Genomic DNA, 19,589 nt, shown 5'->3' with positions numbered 1-19,589 from the left:
GTGAAGCGCGCAACGACATTGCTGAAGCGTAGGGCAGTCAGCGCCATTCCGGTGCTGCTGATTGTCCTCGTCTTCACCTTCGTACTGCTTGAAAACGCATCCGGAGACGCGGTAGACGCCTATCTCGTCTCCATCGGCGGCGGTGATGCCGGGCTCAGGGATGTATTGCGCGAGCAATATGGCCTGAACGGTTCGGTGCTGGCCCGTTTCTGGCTCTATGCCAGCTCGGTGCTGCGGCTCGATCTCGGCTGGTCGCTTGCCTTCAACCGCCCTGTGCTGGGGTTGATCCTCGAGCGACTGCCGAACACGCTTCTCCTGATGGGCAGCGCTACCACACTCGCCTTCATCCTCGGCACCGGGCTTGGCATCGTTGCGGGGGCGCGTCCTGGCGGGCTAGCGGACCGCGTGCTTTCAACGTTTTCGCTGGCGCTTTACGCCACACCCGGCTTCTGGCTTGGCCTCGTGCTCGCAATCGTCTTCGCCGTTCAACTCAAATGGCTGCCCACGTCCGGCATCGAAACCATCGCCTCGGGCAAACAGGGATTTGCAAGGACGCTCGATATTGCCCGCCATCTCGTGTTGCCGGTCGCCAGCCTCGGCCTCATTTATCTCGCGCTTTTCCTGCGCGTCATGCGCACCGCCATGGCGGCGGTCTGGCCGCTGGATTTCGTGCTGTTCGCCAGGTCAAAAGGGCTTTCCAAACGGCGGATCGTGCTGCGCCATGTCGCGCGCAATGCCGCTCTTCCGCTCGTCACCGTGCTTGGCCTGCAGGCCGCAACCATGCTGGGCGGCAGCGTGGTAGTTGAAAGCGTCTTTGCCATTCCCGGCTTTGGCCGGCTGGCGCAGGAGGCGGTCAGCGGTCGCGACACGCCGCTTTTGATGGGCATTATTCTAACAAGCGCCGTCTTCGTCATCCTCGTCAATCTCGCCGTCGACATTCTCTATGCCGTTCTCGATCCGCGCATCGGCAGCGGGGAGCGACAGGCATGAGTTTCGCTCTCCGGCTGCTGCGCAGTTTCGAAGGCGCCACAGGCGCCATCATTCTGGCGCTGCTTGCCGTGACGGCGCTCGCCGCGCCCGTCGTTTTTCCCGGTGACCCGCTGGCCATCGCCGGTGAGCCGCTGATCGCGCCCTTTACGGATGCCGCTTTGCCTCTCGGCACCGACCGGCTTGGCCGAGATGTGCTGGCCGAACTTGCCCACGGCGCGCAGTCCTCTTTGCTCGTTGGCATTGGCGCCGCCGCCGCGGCGCTTGTGATCGGCGCCGTCATCGGCACCATTGCCGGTTTTGCAGGCGGCCTCGTGGATGAAGCATTGATGCGCGTCACCGACGCCTTCCAGATCGTGCCGAATTTCTTGCTCGCGCTCGCCTTCGTCAGCACCATCGGCCCTTCCATGCCCATTGTCATTCTCGCCATTGCGCTCGGCGCATGGGCGGATCCGGCGCGGCTGATGCGGGCGCAGGTCTTGAGCATACGCGAGCGCGATTATGTCCAATCCGCCCGCGCCATCGGCATGCGTCCGTTAGAAATCGCCTTCCGGCAGATTTTACCGAACGCCCTGCCGCCGGTTCTGGCGCTGGCCGCCATCATCGTCGCGGCCGCCATTCTCACCGAAGCAGCGCTGTCCTTCCTCGGACTTGGCGATCCCAATATCGTCACCTGGGGTTCTATGATTGCCGAAGGACGCAACGTCCTGCGCTCGGCCGCGTTTTTATCTGTCATCCCCGGCATCGGCCTTCTGGTCACCGTTCTCGGCGTTTATCTTTTCGCAGAAGGCGTCAACAGGGCGATGGCGACGAGGAGGCAAGAGCCATGAGCGGAAATGCGCTATGCCGGATCGACGATCTCAGCGTTTTTTATGCGGAGGGCGATGCACCGGCACTGCAGACTGTTTCGCTGACGATCCGGCAGGGGCAGAGGCTGGCGATCATCGGCGAAAGCGGTTCGGGAAAATCCACGCTCGGCAGAGCCATTGCCGGTCTTCTTCCCGGCAATGCGCGGGTTTCCGGCGATATTTCCTGGAGCCGCGATAGCGGCCTGTTTCACGGCAGGCCGCAGCCGGGGCGCGATATCGGTACGATCTTTCAGGATACCGGCGCGACGCTGAACCCGGTTCTCACCATCGGCGAACAGGTGGCGGAAGGCGCCGTTCGGCATCTCGATCTGTCGTGGAGGAAGGCGCGCGATCTTGCCCGCGACCTTCTGGACCGGGTGCGGCTGCCGCATCCTTCCCACCTGCTTGCCGCCTATCCGCACCAGCTTTCCGGCGGCCAGAGGCAGCGCGTGGCGATTGCCGCCGCCATTGCCGCCAATCCTTCGATCCTGATCGCCGACGAAGCCACGAGCGCGCTCGATACCGTCAGCCAGGCCGCCATCGCCATGCTGCTGGACGATCTGGTGCGGCGGGAAAACAAAACGCTGGTGTTCATCACCCATGATATCGGCCTTGCCTCCAGCCTTGCCGACGAGATCGCGGTTCTGCGCGCGGGGCTGCTGGTGGAACACGGCCCGACGCGGCGGGTGCTTTCCACGCCTGCCCATGACTATACGCGCGCGCTGCTTGCCGATTATCTCGATCTCTCCACTCCGCCGTTCATCAGCGAGGCCGCGTCATGAACGAAGCCCTTCTGCGGGTCGACGGATTGTCGAAAACCTATCGCACCGGCGCAAGAACAGTGGCGGCGCTTTCCGACATCTCCTTTTCGCTTCAGCCCGGCGAGACCTTGGGACTTGCCGGTCCCTCCGGCTGCGGGAAATCGACGCTGGCGCGCATCCTGATGCAGTTGATCCCGCCCGACGGAGGCACGATCCATTTCAAAGGCCGTGACTGGCTGGCGCTTGACGGAGGCAAGCTTCGCGCCGCCCGCCGACATATGCAGATGGTGTTTCAGGACACGCATGGCGCCTTCAATCCGCGCGCCAGCGTCGAGGATGCCATCGGTGAACCGCTGCGCATCCATCGTATGGTGAAAAGACGCGACCGCGCGGCGGAAATACACCGTCTTCTCGAGCGCGTGGGCCTGCCCGCCAGCTATGCCGGCCGCTCGGTCTTCGAGCTTTCCGGCGGCCAAAGACAGCGTGTCGCGATTGCACGGGCTATTGCGCTCAAACCGTCGCTTCTCATTCTGGACGAGGCCGTCTCCGCGCTCGATGTTTCGGTTCGCCGGCAAATCCTCGAACTGCTGGTGGAAATACAGCGGGAGACGGCCGTTTCCTGTATTTTCGTCTCCCATGATCTCGCGGTCATCCGCGCCGTCTGCCACCGCGTCGCCATCATGGAAGCGGGACAGATCGTTGAAATCGGCAGGACGGGAAATATCGTTTCGGCGCCGCAATCCTCGACCGCCAGAACCCTGATCGACGCCGCACCGCGCCTGACCATTGCCACGTAAGGAAAAGACATGCCCGTTCCCGATTATGCATTGCTGCTTGACCCACCCGCTTTTCCCGCGGAGCGTTACGCCATTCTGGCTGATCGACTGGCAGCCTTGATGGGCACGGGCAACGACGTCCTTCTCATACAGGCGGAAGCCGTGCTGGCACTCGAGGCGGCGGCGACGAGCCTTGCCCGACCGGGTCTTAGAGCGCTCAACATCGTCACCAGCCCCTATGGCGCATGGTTCGGCGGCTGGCTCAATAGAGGCGGCGCGACGGTGCGCAACCTGACAACCAGTCCCGCAAAGCCGGTCACGCTGGAGGAGGTGGAGCGGGCGCTGAACGAGGGCCCGGACTTCGATCTTCTCGCCATCGTCCATGCGGAATCGGCAAGCGGCATTCTCAACCCCCTGCCCGCCATTGCCGCGCTCGCTCGGCAAAGGGGTATCGTGACCCTTGTCGACGCCGTGGCGTCCATTGGCGGCCATGCCTTCGAGGTCGACCGGCTGGGCATCGATATTGCCGTCATCGGCCCGCAAAAGGCGCTGGCAGGCCCGGCCGGGGTTTCCGCCATTTCCATCAGTGAACGGGCGTGGGATCTATTTTCGCATGGTAGGGCGCCGGAAAACTCCATGCTCTCGCTTCTGGACCAGAAAAAACTCTGGCTCGATGCCGGCCGCGGCGCGCTGCCCGGAACGCCCGCTCCGCTGGAATTCTACGCGCTGGAGGCCGCCCTCGACAGGATAGAGGCGGAAGGTCTGGCATCCGCCAATGAACGCCACGAAAGAGCGGCGGCGGCCACCCGGAACGGCATCAGGGCGCTCGGTATCCGGACCTGGGTGGAGGAGGCGCACGCCTCCGCCCTCGTTTCCACGGCGATCCTGCCGGACACAGTGGAAGCCGGAGATTTTCTCGCGGCTGCATCCAAAAAACAGGGCGCAGATCTTTCTTACGGTGTCGGCCCCGGCGCTGAACGACTGATAAGGCTCAATCACACCGGTCGGCGGGCGCATCCGGAGGCTGTGAAAGCCAATATCGCGGCCTTCTCCAGCGCCCTGAAAAGCCTCGGCCATGCCGCAGATACCGATTCCGCGCTGGAAGCGGCCGAAAAAAACTATTTTGACTCTCCTGCGAACGGCGTTCAACGCCCCTGATAAACGTTCATTGCGCCGAATCCTGCGGCGTTGAAATGTCAGTCACGGCATTGTCGTTAAAAATGGTAGACAAATTCCCCGGCCAATCTTGACGAAATCATGGCAACGCGCGAAACTTAACACACTGTTAACTCGCGTGAAGAAGGGAAATGGCCATGGTAGCAGGTTTCAACATGCTCTCCTTTGACCTCTTTGGCATCGGCCGAAGGATGCCCGTCGTCAAGGAGCGGGTGGAGACCGAGTTTCAGGACAAAACGCCGCGCAGACCCGACGACGAGTCGCACGATAACGACCGCGATAAGGAATATGAGCTGTTCTTCTGGTCGCTTTACCCGGTGATCTGACGCCTGCCTGGCAAGCTTTTAAACCATCGGCAAAATAGGTTTTCCGTTGCCTCATCGCTACGGGGCGCGTGGGCTACTGCGCCAGACAAGCGCCGTAACCTCGATATTTTCAGTTTACCGTCAAACCAAACGAAAAGCGGCCCCGGGAAAACCTCGAGGCCGCGCAAATCCGACGATGGATGTTAATGGTTGTCGCGCGGCAGGCCCTTGGTCTGGGCAATGCGCTGGTACTTCACGGCCGGTTCCAGAACCGCGCCGGTTTCCATCTGGCTGACGATACCGCGCTGGATTTCCTGCCATGGCGTCTGGTGGTCGGGGAACTTGTAACCGCCCTCGGCGGAAAGCGCCTCGTAACGCTTCGCCAGTTCCTCGCCGGAAATCAGGATATCCGCCTTGCCGCGGCCGACATCGATGCGAACGCGGTCGCCCGTCTGCAGGATGGCGAGACCGCCGCCGGCCGCCGCTTCCGGTGAAGCGTTGAGGATGGACGGGCTGCCCGACGTGCCGGACTGGCGGCCATCGCCGATGCAGGGCAGCGAATTGACGCCTTCTTTGAGAAGATAATCCGGTGCGCGCATGTTCACCACTTCCGCCGCACCCGGATATCCGATGGGACCGGCGCCGCGCATGAAGAGGATGGTATTGGCGTCGATCTTCAGCGACGGATCGTCGATGCGGTGATGGTAGTCCTCCGGACCGTCGAACACCACGGCACGGCCTTCGAAGGCTTCCGGATCGTTCGGGTTGGAGAGGTAACGGTTGCGGAACTCTTCCGAGATCACGCTCGTCTTCATGATGGCGGAGGAGAACAGGTTGCCCCGCAGAACGCGGAAGCCGGCGCGCTCCTTGAGCGGCTGCTCATAGGGGCGGATGACCTTCTCGTCTTCGATGATCGCGCCACGGCAATTGTCGCCGATGGTCTTGCCGTTGACCGTCATGGCGTCTTCCATGATCAGTCCCTGGGTCATCAGCTGGTTGACGACAGCGGGAACGCCACCCGCATGGTAATAATCCTCGCCGAGATATTCGCCGGCCGGCTGCAGGTTGACGAGCAGCGGCACGTCTTCGCCATAGGTCTGCCAGTCATCCACCGTCAGCTCGACGCCGACGTGGCGCGCAAGGCCGTTCAGGTGGATCGGCGCGTTGGTGGAGCCGCCGATGGCCGAGTTGACGCGGATGGCGTTGATGAAGGCGTCTTTGGTCATGATATCGGAAGGCTTCAGGTCTTCCTTCACCATTTCGACGATGCGCAGGCCGGTAAGATAGGAGACTTCCTGACGGTCACGGTAAGGCGCCGGAATGGCGGCGGAGCCCGGAAGCTGCATGCCCAGCGCTTCGGCAAGCGAATTCATGGTCGTTGCCGTGCCCATGGTGTTGCAATAACCGGTGGAGGGAGCCGACGAGGCGACGAGCTTGACGAAGCCCTGGTAATCGATCTCACCCTTCGCCAGCAGTTCGCGCGCCTTCCAGACGATGGTGCCGGAACCGGTGCGTTCGCCCCGGAACCAGCCGTTCAGCATGGGGCCGACGGAAAGGGCGATGGCCGGAATGTTGACGGTGGCCGCCGCCATGAGACAGGCAGGCGTGGTCTTGTCGCAGCCGATGGTCAGGACGACGCCGTCGAGCGGATAACCGTAAAGCACTTCCACGAGGCCGAGATAAGCGAGGTTGCGGTCAAGACCGGCGGTTGGGCGCTTGCCGGTTTCCTGAATCGGATGCACGGGAAATTCAATCGCGATGCCGCCGGCTTCACGGATACCTTCACGCAGGCGGCTTGCCAGCTCCAGGTGGTGGCGGTTGCAGGGGGAAAGGTCGGAGCCCGTCTGCGCGATACCGATGATCGGGCGATCGGACTGCAGTTCGGCCTGGCTGAGACCGAAGTTCATGTAGCGCTCGAGATAAAGCGCCGTCATGTCCGCATTCGCGGGATTGTCAAACCACGCGCGCGAACGCAGCTTGCCCTGAGTTGCAGGAAGATTATCAGATGTCGTCATGATGCGGGTCTCCAGCCGGAAGTGGCCAACGGTAAAATATTACGAAATGCGACAAGCTTATGTTGCGCACAAGGAAAATGGAATCAGCGTTTCGGAGATCACGCATAACCGACAGAGTGAGCCCAGACGAGTGGCATCGAGCTGCACTTCGGCTTTAACCGAATATTTTTCGGCATTTACGCCCATCGCGGGATTACGCAACGGAATCTCCCTCCCTCTTTTGCCGACTAAATTTCGTCCAGGGGGCGCGAAAATTCCGGCAAAAATCGCTTTCTTATTTGTATTACTATTAGATAAAATCATACGCTGTCAAGCGCGGCGACACCAGAAGGCGCGGCAGACAAGATCGTTCGAAACGATAAACTCGAATTAAACATCTAATTGATATTACAGGTTAAATGCTAAAATTTGCAAATGAATATCGTGCCCGAAAATTCAATTATTCGAAAATGCCTCTTTTCAAGAGTATTACTATATGCTCATAGTGTTGGCGTCACGCTGACATCATCTCTGGGAGGATTAAGATGAGAAAAGCTCTCGCGACAGTTACTGTCGCCGTTTCGCTGTGCCTTGCATCAAGTGTTTCCGCACAATCGCTGACCGTCGGCTTCTCGCAGATCGGTTCGGAATCCGGCTGGCGCGCGGCTGAAACCACCGTCACCAAGCAGCAGGCGGAGAAGCGCGGCGTCACGCTGAAGTTCGCCGACGCGCAGCAGAAGCAGGAAAACCAGATCAAGGCCGTTCGCGGCTTCATTGCGCAGGGCGTCGATGCGATCCTGATTGCACCCGTTGTCGCAACGGGCTGGGACGCCGTGCTGAAGGAAGCCAAGGAAGAAAAAATCCCTGTCATCCTGCTCGACCGCCAGATAGAGGCTCCTGACGATCTTTACCTGACGGCCGTAACCTCCGATCAGGTTCACGAAGGCAAGGTTGCCGGCGACTGGCTGGTCAAGGACGTCGGCTCCAAGGATTGCAAGGTTGTGGAATTGCAGGGCACGACCGGCTCTTCGCCCGCCATCAACCGCAAGAAGGGTTTCGAAGAGGCCATCGCTTCCCACGCCAACATCAAGATCGTGCGCTCGCAGACGGGTGACTTCACCCGCACAAAGGGCAAGGAAGTGATGGAGAGCTTCATCAAGGCGGAAGGCGGCGGCAAGGACATCTGCGCTGTCTACGCCCACAATGACGACATGGCCGTTGGGGCGATCCAGGCGATCAAGGAAGCCGGCCTGAAACCCGGAACCGACATCAAGATCGTTTCCATCGACGCGGTGCCTGACATCTTCAAGGCCATGGCGGCCGGAGAAGCCAACGCCACCGTCGAACTCACGCCTGACATGGCGGGACCCGCTTTCGACGCCCTTGAAGCCTATCTGAAGGACAAGAAGGAGCCGCCGAAGTGGATTCAGACCGAATCCAAGCTCTACACGGCGTCCGATGACCCGATGAAGGTCTACGAGGCGAAGAAGGGCCTGGGCTACTAAGCCATTTCTTCGGGGAAACGGCGCAGGAGCTGCGCCGTTTCTTTCGGTTGTGAAACGACGGGCGAAAATCCGATACTGAATGATTTCATGGAGCGAGCGGGTGTGGCCTGCTTCTTCTCCCCGCCGGGGAGAAGGTCGCGGCAGCGGGATGAGGGGGCAAGCTCTCCGAAATCCGGCAATGTTTCCCCCTCATCCGACCCTTCGGGCCACCTTCTCCCCGGCGGGGAGAAGAAACGAGCGGCCACCGCTCGCTTTATGTGATCATTCTGCGCCCTCGTGGCGAGACCCATTGCAATACGGAAACTGCTCTATGTCCGAAACGGCACCACTTCTGGAAGCACGCGCCATCGGCAAATCCTTTCTCGGGATAACAGCGCTTGATAGCGTTGATTTTTCGCTCGGACGTGGCGAGATCCACGCGCTTCTCGGCGAAAACGGTGCGGGCAAATCGACGCTCATCAAAATCCTGACCGGCGTTTATCACCGCGACAGCGGCTCGATCTTTCTGGAGGGCGCAGAAATTACGCCCGCCAATGTCGGCGAGGCGCAGGCGCTCGGCATCGGCACCGTCTACCAGGAAGTGAACCTTCTCGAAAACCTGACGGTTGCGGAAAATCTCTTTCTTGGCCGCCAGCCCCACCGCTTCGGCATGATCGACCGCGCCTCAATGCAGAAGCAATCACAGGCGCTGCTGACGCAATATGGTCTTTCCATCGACGTCAACGCCCTGCTCTCCAGCTATTCCGTCGCCATCCGCCAGATCATTGCTATCGCCCGCGCCGTCGATCTTTCCGGCAAGGTGCTGGTGCTGGACGAGCCGACTGCCAGCCTCGACGCCCACGAGGTCGAAATGCTGTTCGGGGTGCTGAGAAACCTGCGCGCGCGCGGCATCGGCATCATCATCATCACCCATTTCCTCAATCAGGTCTATGATATTGCCGACCGCGTCACGGTTCTGCGCAATGGTCGCCTCGTCGGCACGCGCGATATCGGCAGTCTGCCGCGATCCGAACTCATTGCGATGATGCTGGGTCGCGAAATGCAGCACATCACCCAGGAACATCAGGCGGCGGACGATACCGTTATCGACGGTGAACCCCCGATCCGTTTCGAAGGTTACGGCAAACGCGGCAGCATCGCCCCTTTCGATCTCGGCATCCGCCCAGGCGAGATCGTTGGCGTCGCCGGTCTCCTTGGCTCCGGCCGAACGGAAACCGCGTTTCTGCTGTTCGGCATTGATCGTCCCGATACCGGCAACGCGACGATAGACGGAAAACCGGTGGCGATTTCGTCGCCCGAGGCCGCGATAGCGGCCGGATTCGGCTTCTGTCCGGAAGAACGAAAGACAGACGGCATCATCGGCGACTTTTCCGTCACCGATAATATTGCGCTGGCGCTGCAGGCCCGGCAGGGCTGGGCACGGCCGCTCTCCCGCCGGCAAAAAGCGGAACTTGCCGAAAGCTTCATCAAATCGCTCGATATCCGTCCGGCCGACCCCGAACGGCCGATCAAATTCCTGTCCGGCGGCAATCAGCAGAAGGCCATTCTGGCGCGCTGGCTCGCCACCCATCCCCGGCTTCTGATCCTCGACGAGCCGACACGCGGCATCGATATCGGTGCGCATGCGGAAATCCTGAAAATGATCGAAAAACTCTGCAGCGAGGGCATGTCGCTCGTCGTCATCTCCTCCGAACTGGAAGAACTGACCGCCGTCGCCCATCGTGTCGTCGTACTGTCCGACCGCCGCCATGTCAGCGAATTGAAGGGCGGCGAATTGACCGCCGACAACATCATGCGAGCGATTGCCGATGCGGCGAAAACGGAGGCGGCATGATGGCAGCAATGACACGACGCTTCAAACGACTTGCTCCGCAGCTTGCCGCGCTCTTCATCATTCTGGCAGCGATTACAATCATTTCTCCGGGTTTCCTGCATGTTTCGTTCCAGAACGGCCGACTCTATGGCAGTCTGGTGGATATTCTCGTGCGCGCCGCTCCCGTGGCTCTGCTGACCATCGGCATGACGTTGGTCATAGCCACCAAGGGCATCGATCTTTCCATCGGCGCGGTCATCGCCATCTGCGGCGCGGTTGCAGCCACGCTGATCAGCAATGGCCATTCCATTCCCTCGGTCATCGTCATCTCACTTGCGGTGGGCATTGCCTGCGGCCTGTGGAACGGCGTGCTGGTCGCCCTTCTTGATATTCAGCCGATTATTGCCACCCTGATCCTGATGGTGGCGGGACGCGGCATCGCCCAGCTCATCACCGAAGGCGTCATTCTCACCTTCAACAATGACAGCTTCGCCGCCATCGGCTCCGGCTCGTTCGCAGGCATCCCGCTGCCCGTCATCGTCTGGGTGGCGGCGGCGCTGTTGGTCGGCCTTCTGGTGCGCAAGAGCGCGCTTGGTTTCCTGATCGAGGCGACCGGCATCAATCGCCGCGCCGCAGCTCTTGCCGGAGTTCAGGCGCGCTTCCTCTTGTTCTTCGTCTATGCCGTTTCCGGCCTCTGCGCGGCCATCGCCGGCATGATCGTGACCGCGGATATTCGCGGCGCGGATGCGAACAATGCCGGCCTGTGGCTGGAGCTGGACGCCATATTGGCGGTGGTCATCGGCGGCGGCTCTCTGAATGGCGGGCGCTTCTCCATTACCGCCTCGTTGATCGGCGCGCTCATCATCCAGACCATCAATACCGGCATCCTCGTCTCGGGCTTTCCGCCGGAATTCAACCTCATCATCAAGGCCGGCATCATCATGGTCGTGCTGACGCTGCAATCGCCAGCAATCATCACGGTGCTGGGCTTCGTCAGACCACCCAAGCCAAACGCTAAACCGGCCGCCGCCGATGGCATGACCAAGGAAGGAACCGCGCGATGATCCATAGCCGCAACCTGCCCTTCCTCACCACGCTGACGATCTTCGTGGTCGCCTATTTCCTCTGCGTGCTGCAATATCCGGCGATGTTCTCGACACGGGTGATAGGTAATCTTCTGACAGACAACGCCTTTCTCGGCATCGCGGCCGTCGGCATGACCTTCGTCATCCTGTCGGGCGGCATCGATCTCTCCATCGGCTCGGTCATCGCCTTTACCAGCGTCTTCGTAGCCGTGATGGTCGGCACCTATAATATCCATCCGCTGCTCGCCTTCGCCATCGTGCTGGCGGTCTCGACGCTGTTCGGTTGCCTGATGGGGGCGATGATCCGCTTCCTGTCGATCCCGCCTTTCGTGGTGACGCTGGCCGGCATGTTTTTGGCGCGCGGCGCGGCTTACCTCATCTCCACCCAGTCTGTGCCGATCTCGCATCCCTTCATCGATGCGATACAGGGCTTTTATTATCGCTTTCCCGGCGGCGGCAGGCTGACGGCACTGGCCATGCTGATGCTCCTCGTTTTTGCGGCGGGCATGTTGATCGCCAGCCGCACCCGCTTCGGCGCCAATGTCTACGCGCTTGGCGGCAACCCGCAATCGGCAGAGCTGATGGGCGTGCCGATCGGGGCGACGACCATCGGCATCTATGCGCTTTCCGGTTTCCTCTCCGGCCTCGCCGGCATCGTCTACACGCTCTACACCTCGTCGGGTTATTCGCTGGCGACGGTGGGGGTGGAACTCGACGCCATCGCCGCCGTCGTCATTGGCGGCACGCTTTTGACCGGCGGCACGGGGTTGGTGGCAGGAACCTTCATCGGCCTTCTGATACAGGGGCTGATCCAGACCTACATCGTTTTTGACGGAACGCTTTCTTCCTGGTGGACGAAAATCGTCATCGGTGTGCTGCTTTTCATCTTCATCGTGTTGCAGCGCGCAATCATCTGGTATTCAAACAGGAGACTGGCCGGACCGCATCCGGCATAATTGCCAAGGGAGGCTTGCTTGGGGCTGCTCGAAACGACGATTAGCGGGCGAAAACGCCGGAACAGCCACGCCCATGTGGTTTCCGAACTCGGCAGCGCCATCGTTTCGGGCAGAATTGCGGAAGGCTCCCTGCTGCCCAACGACGCGGAGCTTTCCATGCGCTTCGGCGTCTCGCGAACAGTGCTGCGCGAGACGATGAAGACGCTGGCGGCGAAGCGACTGGTGGAGCCCAAAGCGAAGGTCGGCACCCGCGTTCTCGACCGTTCGAGCTGGAACTTCTTCGATCCGGATGTACTGGGCTGGCGCTGCGAGGCCGGCATAGACCAGGAATTCGTCAAGCATCTGGCGGAAATCCGCCTGGCGCTGGAACCGGCGGCGGCAGCCGCAGCGGCCCTGCAGGCCTCCAATGACGACATCGTGTCCCTCTATGTCATCGCCGCCAAATTCGACAATCCGAAACATACGCCCGAAAGCATCGCCAAAGTCGATCTCGAATTCCACCTTGCCGTGGCGCATATGTCCGGCAATCCCTTCATGCGCTCGGCAAGCGGCCTGATTGAAGCCGCGCTGGCCATCTCCTTCCAGCTGTCGTCGCCAGCCGCTTCGACGGGCACCATCGCCGAAATCGCCTCCAACCATCTGCGCATCGTGCATGCAATTGCGGCGCGTGACGCGGATGCGGCGGTAAAGGCTATGCGTCACGTGATCGAGGTCGGCAAGGACCGCACGCAGAACGCGATCAAGACGGTTTAGAGCCCCCTCCGGCACGGAACCACAGTGGCCCGCTTCGCAGGCCGCTCTTCACGCAGCACGTGACATCCAGGCGTTTTCATGCCATAAAATAAAAATTCCTTAACCGATCGTCCGAATTTTGAGAGCTGCCATGAATGATGCCCTGACCGAGATGCTGCGTGGCCTGAGACTGGACGGCGTGGAATACGGCCGTTGCCGCATGGCGACACCCTGGGCGACGGCTTTTCCCGAACAGGACGCCGCACGGTTTCATTTCATCGGCGTCGGTCAGGCGAAACTGCAGAAACCTTCCGGCGAATGGCAGACGCTCAAATGCGGCGATGCCGTGCTTCTGCCGAGGGGTCACGCCCATGTGCTTGCCAGCGGCGAGAATGTGACGCCCTCTTCCTTTGACAGGTTTGGCAAAAAGGAAGTTTGCCAGGGCATTTTTGATATGGAATGCGCCAGCGCGGGCGGCGATACCGTGGCCTTTACCGCCTCGATGCGGTTCAATATGGATAATCTGCACCCGCTGTTGCAGCTGATGCCGGATGTGATGCTGACCAGCGATCTGGCCAAAAGCGACCCGGCAATTCCCCATCTCTTGGACGCCATGGCGCGCGAGGTGGAGCTGAACCGCGTCGGCGCAGGCGGTATTCTGGCAAGGCTTGCCGATGTGCTGACCGCAACCCTGATCCGCACATGGGTGGAACATGGCTGCGGCGATTCCAGCGGCTGGCTCGCCGCCGTGCGCAATCCCGAACTCGGCCGGGTACTGGCCGCCATTCATCTCAACCCAGAAAAAGACTGGAGCGTGGAAGAACTCGCCTCGCTTATGGGTGCATCCCGTTCCAGTTTCGCGGAACGCTTCACCCGCATAGTGGGCGAAAGCCCGGCGCGTTATGTGGTGCGCGTACGCATGCATCAGGCACGGCTCTGGCTGCGCGAAGGCATGCGCGTGACGGTGGCGGCAGAAAAGCTCGGTTACGATTCCGAAGCCTCCTTCAGCCGGGCCTTCAAACGGGTGCTCGGTGCGCCACCGAGCCAGTTTCGCAGGAAAGATGCGGCCGGGTTGGAAGATGCGGCTTAAAAGCTTCTCAGTGGAAATTGCGTGAAATGACCTTTATCCGCTCGACCGTGTCATCATTCTCCAAGACAGGTTGGGGACGTTTGCGGAACGCGCGATGATCCTCCGGCGGCGTGCCATGGTGGAACTCGTCGCCACGCCCATGCGGCAGGGGAAAGGCGCGGTTGCGCTCGCCCACACTGGCCAGCGCCTGCGACAGATCGGTCAGCCGGTGGGCGACCAGATGCACCACCTCGCCTTCCCGCTGGATCTTGCCGTAAATGCCGACCATGCCGGCCGACAGCACCACGCGCCGGTATTTTTCGAAGGTCTTGACCCAAAGGACGGCATTGGCGATGCCCGTCTCATCCTCCAGCGTCATGAAAATCACACCCTTTGCCGAGCCGGGACGCTGGCGCACCAGCACTAGCCCCGCCGTTTCCAGCCATGTGCCATCCCGCACACGCGCCGCCTCCGCGCAGGTTACTATGCGGCGGCGGGAAAGATCGCGGCGCAGGAAGGTCATGGGATGCTCGCGCAGGGTCAGCCCCACATGGCCGTAATCCTGCACCACCTCGCCACCGTCAGTCATGGGCCGAAGCGCAACGGAGGGCTCCTGAAGCTCCTCGATAACGGCATTTTCCCTGATGGCAGCAGCAGCAAAAAGCGGCAGCGGCTCATCCCTCAGAGCCTTGATGGCCCAGAGCGCCTCGCGTCTGGCAAGCGAAAGCGACGGCAGAAAGGCATCGGCCTCCGCTAGGCAGACCAGGGCGGCGGTCGGAACGCCCGCCCTTCGCCAGAGATCGTCCACCGAGGCAAAAGGCCGGTCCTGCCGGGCGGCGACGATATCGGCAGCGTGCTTGTTGGCAAGCCCCTTCACCAGACGCATGCCGAGCCGCACGGCATAACGCTCCTTGCCATTTACATCTCGTTTGCCCGTCGGCTCCAGCGTGCAATCGAAGCGGCTGTTATTGACGCAGACTGGGCGCACCTCCACGCCATGATCACGCGCATCTCGCACGATCTGCGCCGGGGCGTAAAAACCCATGGGCTGCGAATTGAGAAGCGCCGTACAGAAAATATCTGGATAATGGCATTTCAGCCATGAGGAGGCATAGGCAATCAGCGCGAAGGAAGCCGCATGGCTTTCAGGGAAACCGTAGCTGCCGAAACCTTCGAGCTGTTTGAAGATACGTTCGGCGAATTCTTTCTCATAACCGCGCTCCACCATGCCATCGATCAGATCCTGCCTGAATTTGGAGATGGTGCCGACATTCTTGAAGGTTGCCATGGCGCGGCGCAACTGATCCGCCTTGCCGGGTGAAAAACCGGCGCATTCGATTGCGACACGCATGGCCTGTTCCTGAAACAGCGGCACACCGAGCGTCTTGCCGAGTACCCCTCTCAATTCCTCTTTAGGGTAATGCTCTTTCTCTTTCCCATCACGGCGGCGCAGATAAGGATGCACCATATCGCCCTGAATGGGGCCGGGGCGAACAATCGCGACCTGTATGACGAGATCGTAAAATATCTTCGGCTTCAACCGCGGTAGCATCGACATCTGCGCCCGGCTTTCGATCTGGAAGGTACCAAGCGTATCGGCCTTCTGGATCATCTCATAGGTGGGATCGTCATCCTGCGGCACGGTAGCGAGATCGTACTTATCACCGGTACGTTCTTCCAGCATGTTGAAGCCGCGCTTCATGCAGGAGAGCATGCCGAGCGCCAGACAGTCCATTTTCATGAACCTCATGATATCGACATCGTCCTTGTCCCATTCGATGATCTGCCGTTTGTCCATGGCAGCAGGTTCGATCGGCACCAACTCGTCCAACCGGTCATGGGTCAGAACAAAGCCGCCCGGATGCTGGCTATGGTGGCGCGGCGTACCAACAAGCTGGTTGGCAAGCTCGAATGCAAGCTTCAGGCGGCGGTCCTCCATATTGAGGTTCAGCTCCTTGAGCTGCTTCTCATCCACCCCTTCGCTCCAGCGCCAGACCTGTGAGGATAGCAGTTTCGTCAAATCTTCGGGCAGACCCAGAACCTTACCGACATCGCGCAACGCCCCGCGGCCGCGATAACGGGTGACGACCGAGCACAGCGCGGCCTTGTCGCGACCATAGGTATCATAGACCCACTGGATGACCTCCTCGCGCCGCTGATGTTCGAAATCCACATCGATATCCGGCGGTTCGCGTCGCTCCTCGGAAACGAAACGTTCGAACAGGAGATCGACCTTGACGGGATCGATGGCGGTAATGCCAAGCACGTAACACACCACCGAATTGGCGGCCGAGCCGCGTCCCTGACAGAGAATATCCAGCGAGCGTGCATGGCGAACGATAGCATTCACCGTCAGGAAATAGGGAGCATATTCCAGCCTGCCGATCAGGCCAAGTTCGTGATGCAAAGCCTTTTCCACCTTATCCGGCAAACCATCCGGATACCGCCCCGGCGCCGCCTCCCACACCATCTTTTCCAGCGCCTGCTGCGCCGTCAGCCCCGGCAGGCTGCGCTCTTCGGGATATTGGTAGACCAGTTCTTTCAGCGAAAATTTGCAGCGTTTCGCAATTTCAAGGCTGCGGGAGAGCGCCTCGGGGTAACGGGCGAACAGCCGTTGCATCTCTTCCGGCGGTTTCATATAACGGTCGGCATGGCGCTCGCGGCGGAACCCCGCCTCATCGATGGTGCAATTGTGCCGGATACAGGTGACGACATCCTGCAGCATGCGGCGCTCGGGCACATGAAACAGCACATCATTGGTCACCACGGTCGGCACCCCTGCGGCTAGCGCCATGTTCGACAGTTCGAAAAGCCGCATCTGGTCGTTGGGCCGCCTTCTGAGACTGAGCGCCATATAGGCGCGGTCGAAAAAAGCAGCCTTGAGCCGGCGCAGGCGAAGCGCGCAGAGATCGTCGGCCAGATCGGCGAGCAGCACGACGATCAGTCCTTCGCCATAGGTGACGAGATCGTCCCATGTCAGCCGGCATTTGCCCTTGCCGCCTCTTTTTTTGCCAACGGAAAGCACCCGGCAAAGACGGCCGTAGGCCTGGCGATCCATGGGATAGGCAAGCACGGAAATATCGTCATCCAGATCGAGCCGGCAGCCGATGACGAGGCGGACGCCATGATTATTGGCGGCTTCGTAAGCGCGGGGAATGCCCGCAAGGCTGTTGCGATCCACGATACCGAGCGCCTCGATGCCAAGATTTTTGGCCTGTTCGAACAATTCATCGCAGGAGCTGGCCCCGCGCAGGAAGGAAAAATGCGTGGTCACCTGCAGCTCGGCATAACGCGGCGTACTCATGCGAAGACCCCGTGGATGAACCATCCTTGCGAACCGGTCTCGGCATGTTCGCCGTCGCCGGAGCGGAAAATCCAGAAGCGCTCGCCGCTTTCATTTTCCACCGTGAAATAATCGCGCACGGCGGCCTTTTCCCGGTCGCGTTTCCACCATTCACCGAACACCCGCTCCGGCCCGTCGGCGCGCCGCACATTGTGGCGCACGCCCTTCCAGAGGAAATAACGCGGCGGATGGTCCGGCAGCAGCGCCAGCGTTTCGATGGGTTCCGGCCTTGCAAAAAGCCGGACCGGACGCGGCCAGTGGCCAGGCCAGCCGAGCCTATCTTCTGGCGCAAGCGCCGCAACGGGGGTAAGGGAGCGTTCCGGCACATCGCTCGCCACCGCCGCGTAACGATAGACCCTGTGGCCACGATTGAGGATGACATCGACCGTATCGGCGATGTCCGCACGCCCCTCCTCCAGAAGCGAGGATCGGGCCTGTGCGGCGAGAAGCGGTTCGGCATGGGTGGCGGTCAGCACCATCATCTCGATGCCGAAGCCGGGATCGATGGTGTCGATCCGGTCGGTTAGAAGCCGAACCAGCTGTTTGACATCGCGCACCGGTCTTGATGTGCCCGCCCTTATGGCCTGCAGACCACTATCGACCCTGTGCAGCACCAGATCGACCCGGCGAGCACCAAGACCGCGCTTTTCCAGCGCGGCGCAAAGGTCAACAACGAGCTTCTGCGTATAACGGGCAATCGTCTCCGCTGCTGCGATGGGTTCGGGAAAGGCGCGCCGCACCTCCACCAGCTCGGCCACCCGCACCGGTTCGATGGGTTCGCCGATCTCTCCGAAAGCCTGGGAGAGACGGCGGACAAGCTCGGGGCCGAAACGCAGGGTCAGCGGCGCGCGCGGGGCTTCGGCAAGCTCACCGATGCTGCGGAAGCCGAGCACTTTCAGCCCGGAAACGATACGCTCCTCCAGCCTCAGCGCAGAAAGCGGCAGGCCGCTGATCGCCGCTCTCTGGCTACCCGGCGGTATGATGCTGATTTCCTCACGGCTGAAACGTGCCAGCGCATGAGCCGCCCCCCAGCTATCGGCAATGGCGGCGCGGGCGGCAAAGCCTGCGGCATGCAGGCGGTTGACCATGCCGCTCAGCATCAGCGTCTCATTGCCGTGCAGATGGTCAGCACCCGCTGTGTCCAGCACCAGCCCGTCCGGCGGGTCGGCAGCGACAATGGGGGCGTAGATGCGTAAAAAATGAAAGGCCAGTTGCTCAAGGGCGCGGGCATCACCAGCCGAGTCCAGATCTTCCATAAGAAGACCCGGCACCAGCGCCTGCGCCTTGCTGACCGGCGTGCCGGGGCGGATGCCCGCCGCCTTTGCCGCCTTGTCGAGCGCCAGCACCAGCCGGCGGCTGCCCTGGCGGCCAATCATGACCAGCGGCGTTTCAGCCGGCGGCGCGTTCTGCCCCAAAAGACGCCGGAAACGATCCGTCGGCCATGTCGGCAGGTAGAGCGAGACGACCCTTTGCATCACAGGCTTCCACTTCAAATTCGGCGCTTTCGCCGCCGCGACATCGCAAGAGTTCAAGAAACCAGCGCGGCCTGCCCACCCCCGGCACCGGCAAAGGCGAAGAGGGCCGCACGGAAATCCGCCAGCGTGTAACGGACGCGGTCGGCTCGCCGAACAGCGCCGCATCGGCCGGACGCCTGAAACGGCGGATGGCGATGCCGGTAACGCCAGAGGTTTCCGCCGTCAGCTGCAGCCGTCGCGAGGCGTTCATCGGCAATTTCGCCAGTTCGCCCATCACCGCGCCGAAACCATTGCAGCGTAGGCCCTCCTCGAAACAATCGAGCACGCCTTTCTCATCGCGGCATTCAACGATGATGAGCCGGTTCTGCGACAGGCCCGCCTGCGTCAGCCCCGGCATGAACAGATCCCGTCGGGTGACGCACCATAAAACCTTGCCGGAAAGCCTTGCCGCCACACCGGCCGCAAAAAGGGCAGCCGCCGCGCCATCGACAGCGCCATTGCCGCCGCCGCTCACCTCATGCAGGCAGCCGAGCTTTAGCCCGCCTCCCGGCAGGTGATGGTCGAGGGCATCCACGCCGAAAGGCAAAGTTTCGTGCAGGCGCGGAGCGCCGTTACCGATCCTTTCCAGCCTTTCACGCAGCTCTTCGACAAGGAGCAACTGATCCGCGCGCTTTTGCATGGCATGACAGGTTTCAATTCCGGTTATTCATCTTAATTGTTCTTGTTTTGTTCCTATTTCGGTAAAGAGTCAAGCAACAGGTTGG

16 protein-coding genes are annotated in these 19,589 nt (G+C 61.0%); 12 read left to right on the top strand and 4 right to left on the bottom strand.

Annotated features, from left to right (window positions below; genetic code table 11):
- The 6 genes from PL599_RS02395 to PL599_RS02370 all read left to right on the top strand — a co-directional run bounded on the left by PL599_RS02395 (position 1) and on the right by PL599_RS02370 (position 4,874).
- Positions 1-990 carry an ABC transporter permease gene (locus tag PL599_RS02395; protein ID WP_271358787.1) on the top strand — a complete coding sequence of 330 codons (990 nt, stop codon included), beginning with the start codon at positions 1-3 and terminating at the stop codon, positions 988-990.
- Positions 987-1,817: an ABC transporter permease gene (locus tag PL599_RS02390; protein WP_269824112.1), complete on the top strand. Its 831-nt coding sequence runs from the start codon at positions 987-989 to the stop codon at positions 1,815-1,817. Before PL599_RS02395 ends, PL599_RS02390 begins: the two co-directional genes overlap by 4 nt.
- On the top strand, positions 1,814-2,617 hold the full coding sequence (locus tag PL599_RS02385; RefSeq protein ID WP_269824113.1) for an ABC transporter ATP-binding protein: 804 nt from the start codon (positions 1,814-1,816) through the stop codon (positions 2,615-2,617). The genes PL599_RS02390 and PL599_RS02385 overlap by 4 nt, the downstream gene beginning before the upstream one ends.
- Positions 2,614-3,393 carry an ABC transporter ATP-binding protein gene (locus PL599_RS02380; protein WP_269824114.1) on the top strand — a complete coding sequence of 260 codons (780 nt, stop codon included), beginning with the start codon at positions 2,614-2,616 and terminating at the stop codon, positions 3,391-3,393. Before PL599_RS02385 ends, PL599_RS02380 begins: the two co-directional genes overlap by 4 nt.
- 9 nt (positions 3,394-3,402) lie before the next feature.
- Positions 3,403-4,530: a pyridoxal-phosphate-dependent aminotransferase family protein gene (locus PL599_RS02375; RefSeq protein ID WP_269824115.1), complete on the top strand. Its 1,128-nt coding sequence runs from the start codon at positions 3,403-3,405 to the stop codon at positions 4,528-4,530.
- A 149-nt stretch (positions 4,531-4,679) separates the two neighbouring features.
- Entirely contained in the window at positions 4,680-4,874 is a 195-nt protein-coding gene (locus tag PL599_RS02370; protein WP_332909357.1) for a hypothetical protein, read from the top strand.
- A 182-nt stretch (positions 4,875-5,056) separates the two neighbouring features.
- Here PL599_RS02370 and PL599_RS02365 read toward each other — a convergent pair whose 3' ends face one another.
- Positions 5,057-6,868, bottom strand: a complete 1,812-nt coding sequence (locus PL599_RS02365; protein ID WP_269824117.1) for an IlvD/Edd family dehydratase — start codon at positions 6,866-6,868, stop codon at positions 5,057-5,059.
- 524 nt (positions 6,869-7,392) lie between these two features.
- Here PL599_RS02365 and ytfQ point away from each other — a divergent pair.
- The 6 genes from ytfQ to PL599_RS02335 all read left to right on the top strand — a co-directional run bounded on the left by ytfQ (position 7,393) and on the right by PL599_RS02335 (position 14,028).
- Complete coding sequence (ytfQ, locus tag PL599_RS02360; protein WP_137411691.1) at positions 7,393-8,352, top strand: galactofuranose ABC transporter, galactofuranose-binding protein YtfQ; 960 nt, start codon at positions 7,393-7,395, stop codon at positions 8,350-8,352.
- A gap of 310 nt (positions 8,353-8,662) precedes the next feature.
- Positions 8,663-10,186 carry a sugar ABC transporter ATP-binding protein gene (locus tag PL599_RS02355; RefSeq protein ID WP_269824118.1) on the top strand — a complete coding sequence of 508 codons (1,524 nt, stop codon included), beginning with the start codon at positions 8,663-8,665 and terminating at the stop codon, positions 10,184-10,186.
- Positions 10,183-11,229, top strand: coding sequence for an ABC transporter permease (locus tag PL599_RS02350; RefSeq protein ID WP_416172490.1), 1,047 nt, complete (start codon positions 10,183-10,185; stop codon positions 11,227-11,229). Before PL599_RS02355 ends, PL599_RS02350 begins: the two co-directional genes overlap by 4 nt.
- The gene (gene yjfF, locus PL599_RS02345; protein WP_077984269.1) at positions 11,226-12,206 is read left to right on the top strand and encodes a galactofuranose ABC transporter, permease protein YjfF; all 981 of its coding nucleotides are present in this window, start codon (positions 11,226-11,228) and stop codon (positions 12,204-12,206) included. Before PL599_RS02350 ends, yjfF begins: the two co-directional genes overlap by 4 nt.
- 18 nt (positions 12,207-12,224) lie before the next feature.
- The gene (locus PL599_RS02340; protein WP_077984270.1) at positions 12,225-12,959 is read left to right on the top strand and encodes a FadR/GntR family transcriptional regulator; all 735 of its coding nucleotides are present in this window, start codon (positions 12,225-12,227) and stop codon (positions 12,957-12,959) included.
- A 130-nt stretch (positions 12,960-13,089) separates the two neighbouring features.
- Positions 13,090-14,028 carry an AraC family transcriptional regulator gene (locus PL599_RS02335; protein WP_269824120.1) on the top strand — a complete coding sequence of 313 codons (939 nt, stop codon included), beginning with the start codon at positions 13,090-13,092 and terminating at the stop codon, positions 14,026-14,028.
- A gap of 7 nt (positions 14,029-14,035) precedes the next feature.
- On the opposite strand, the gene PL599_RS02330 is transcribed toward PL599_RS02335, so the two are convergent.
- From PL599_RS02330 to PL599_RS02320, 3 genes are read right to left on the bottom strand one after another with little or no spacing between them, the layout of a single operon-like run.
- Positions 14,036-17,311, bottom strand: coding sequence for an error-prone DNA polymerase (locus PL599_RS02330; RefSeq protein WP_269824121.1), 3,276 nt, complete (start codon positions 17,309-17,311; stop codon positions 14,036-14,038).
- A complete protein-coding gene (locus PL599_RS02325; RefSeq protein ID WP_269824122.1) occupies positions 17,308-18,825 on the bottom strand; it encodes a Y-family DNA polymerase in 1,518 nt (505 codons plus the stop codon). Before PL599_RS02325 ends, PL599_RS02330 begins: the two co-directional genes overlap by 4 nt.
- Entirely contained in the window at positions 18,740-19,504 is a 765-nt protein-coding gene (locus PL599_RS02320) for an ImuA family protein (protein WP_269824123.1), read from the bottom strand. The genes PL599_RS02325 and PL599_RS02320 overlap by 86 nt, the downstream gene beginning before the upstream one ends.
- Positions 19,505-19,589: the final 85 nt, after the last annotated feature.

The sequence above is a fragment of the Agrobacterium sp. ST15.16.055 genome, assembly GCF_027956555.1.
In the GTDB taxonomy this organism is placed as follows: domain Bacteria; phylum Pseudomonadota; class Alphaproteobacteria; order Rhizobiales; family Rhizobiaceae; genus Agrobacterium; species Agrobacterium salinitolerans.
The sequence above is the reverse complement of the archived record's forward strand: the minus strand, read 5'-3'. Positions and strand labels throughout refer to the sequence as shown.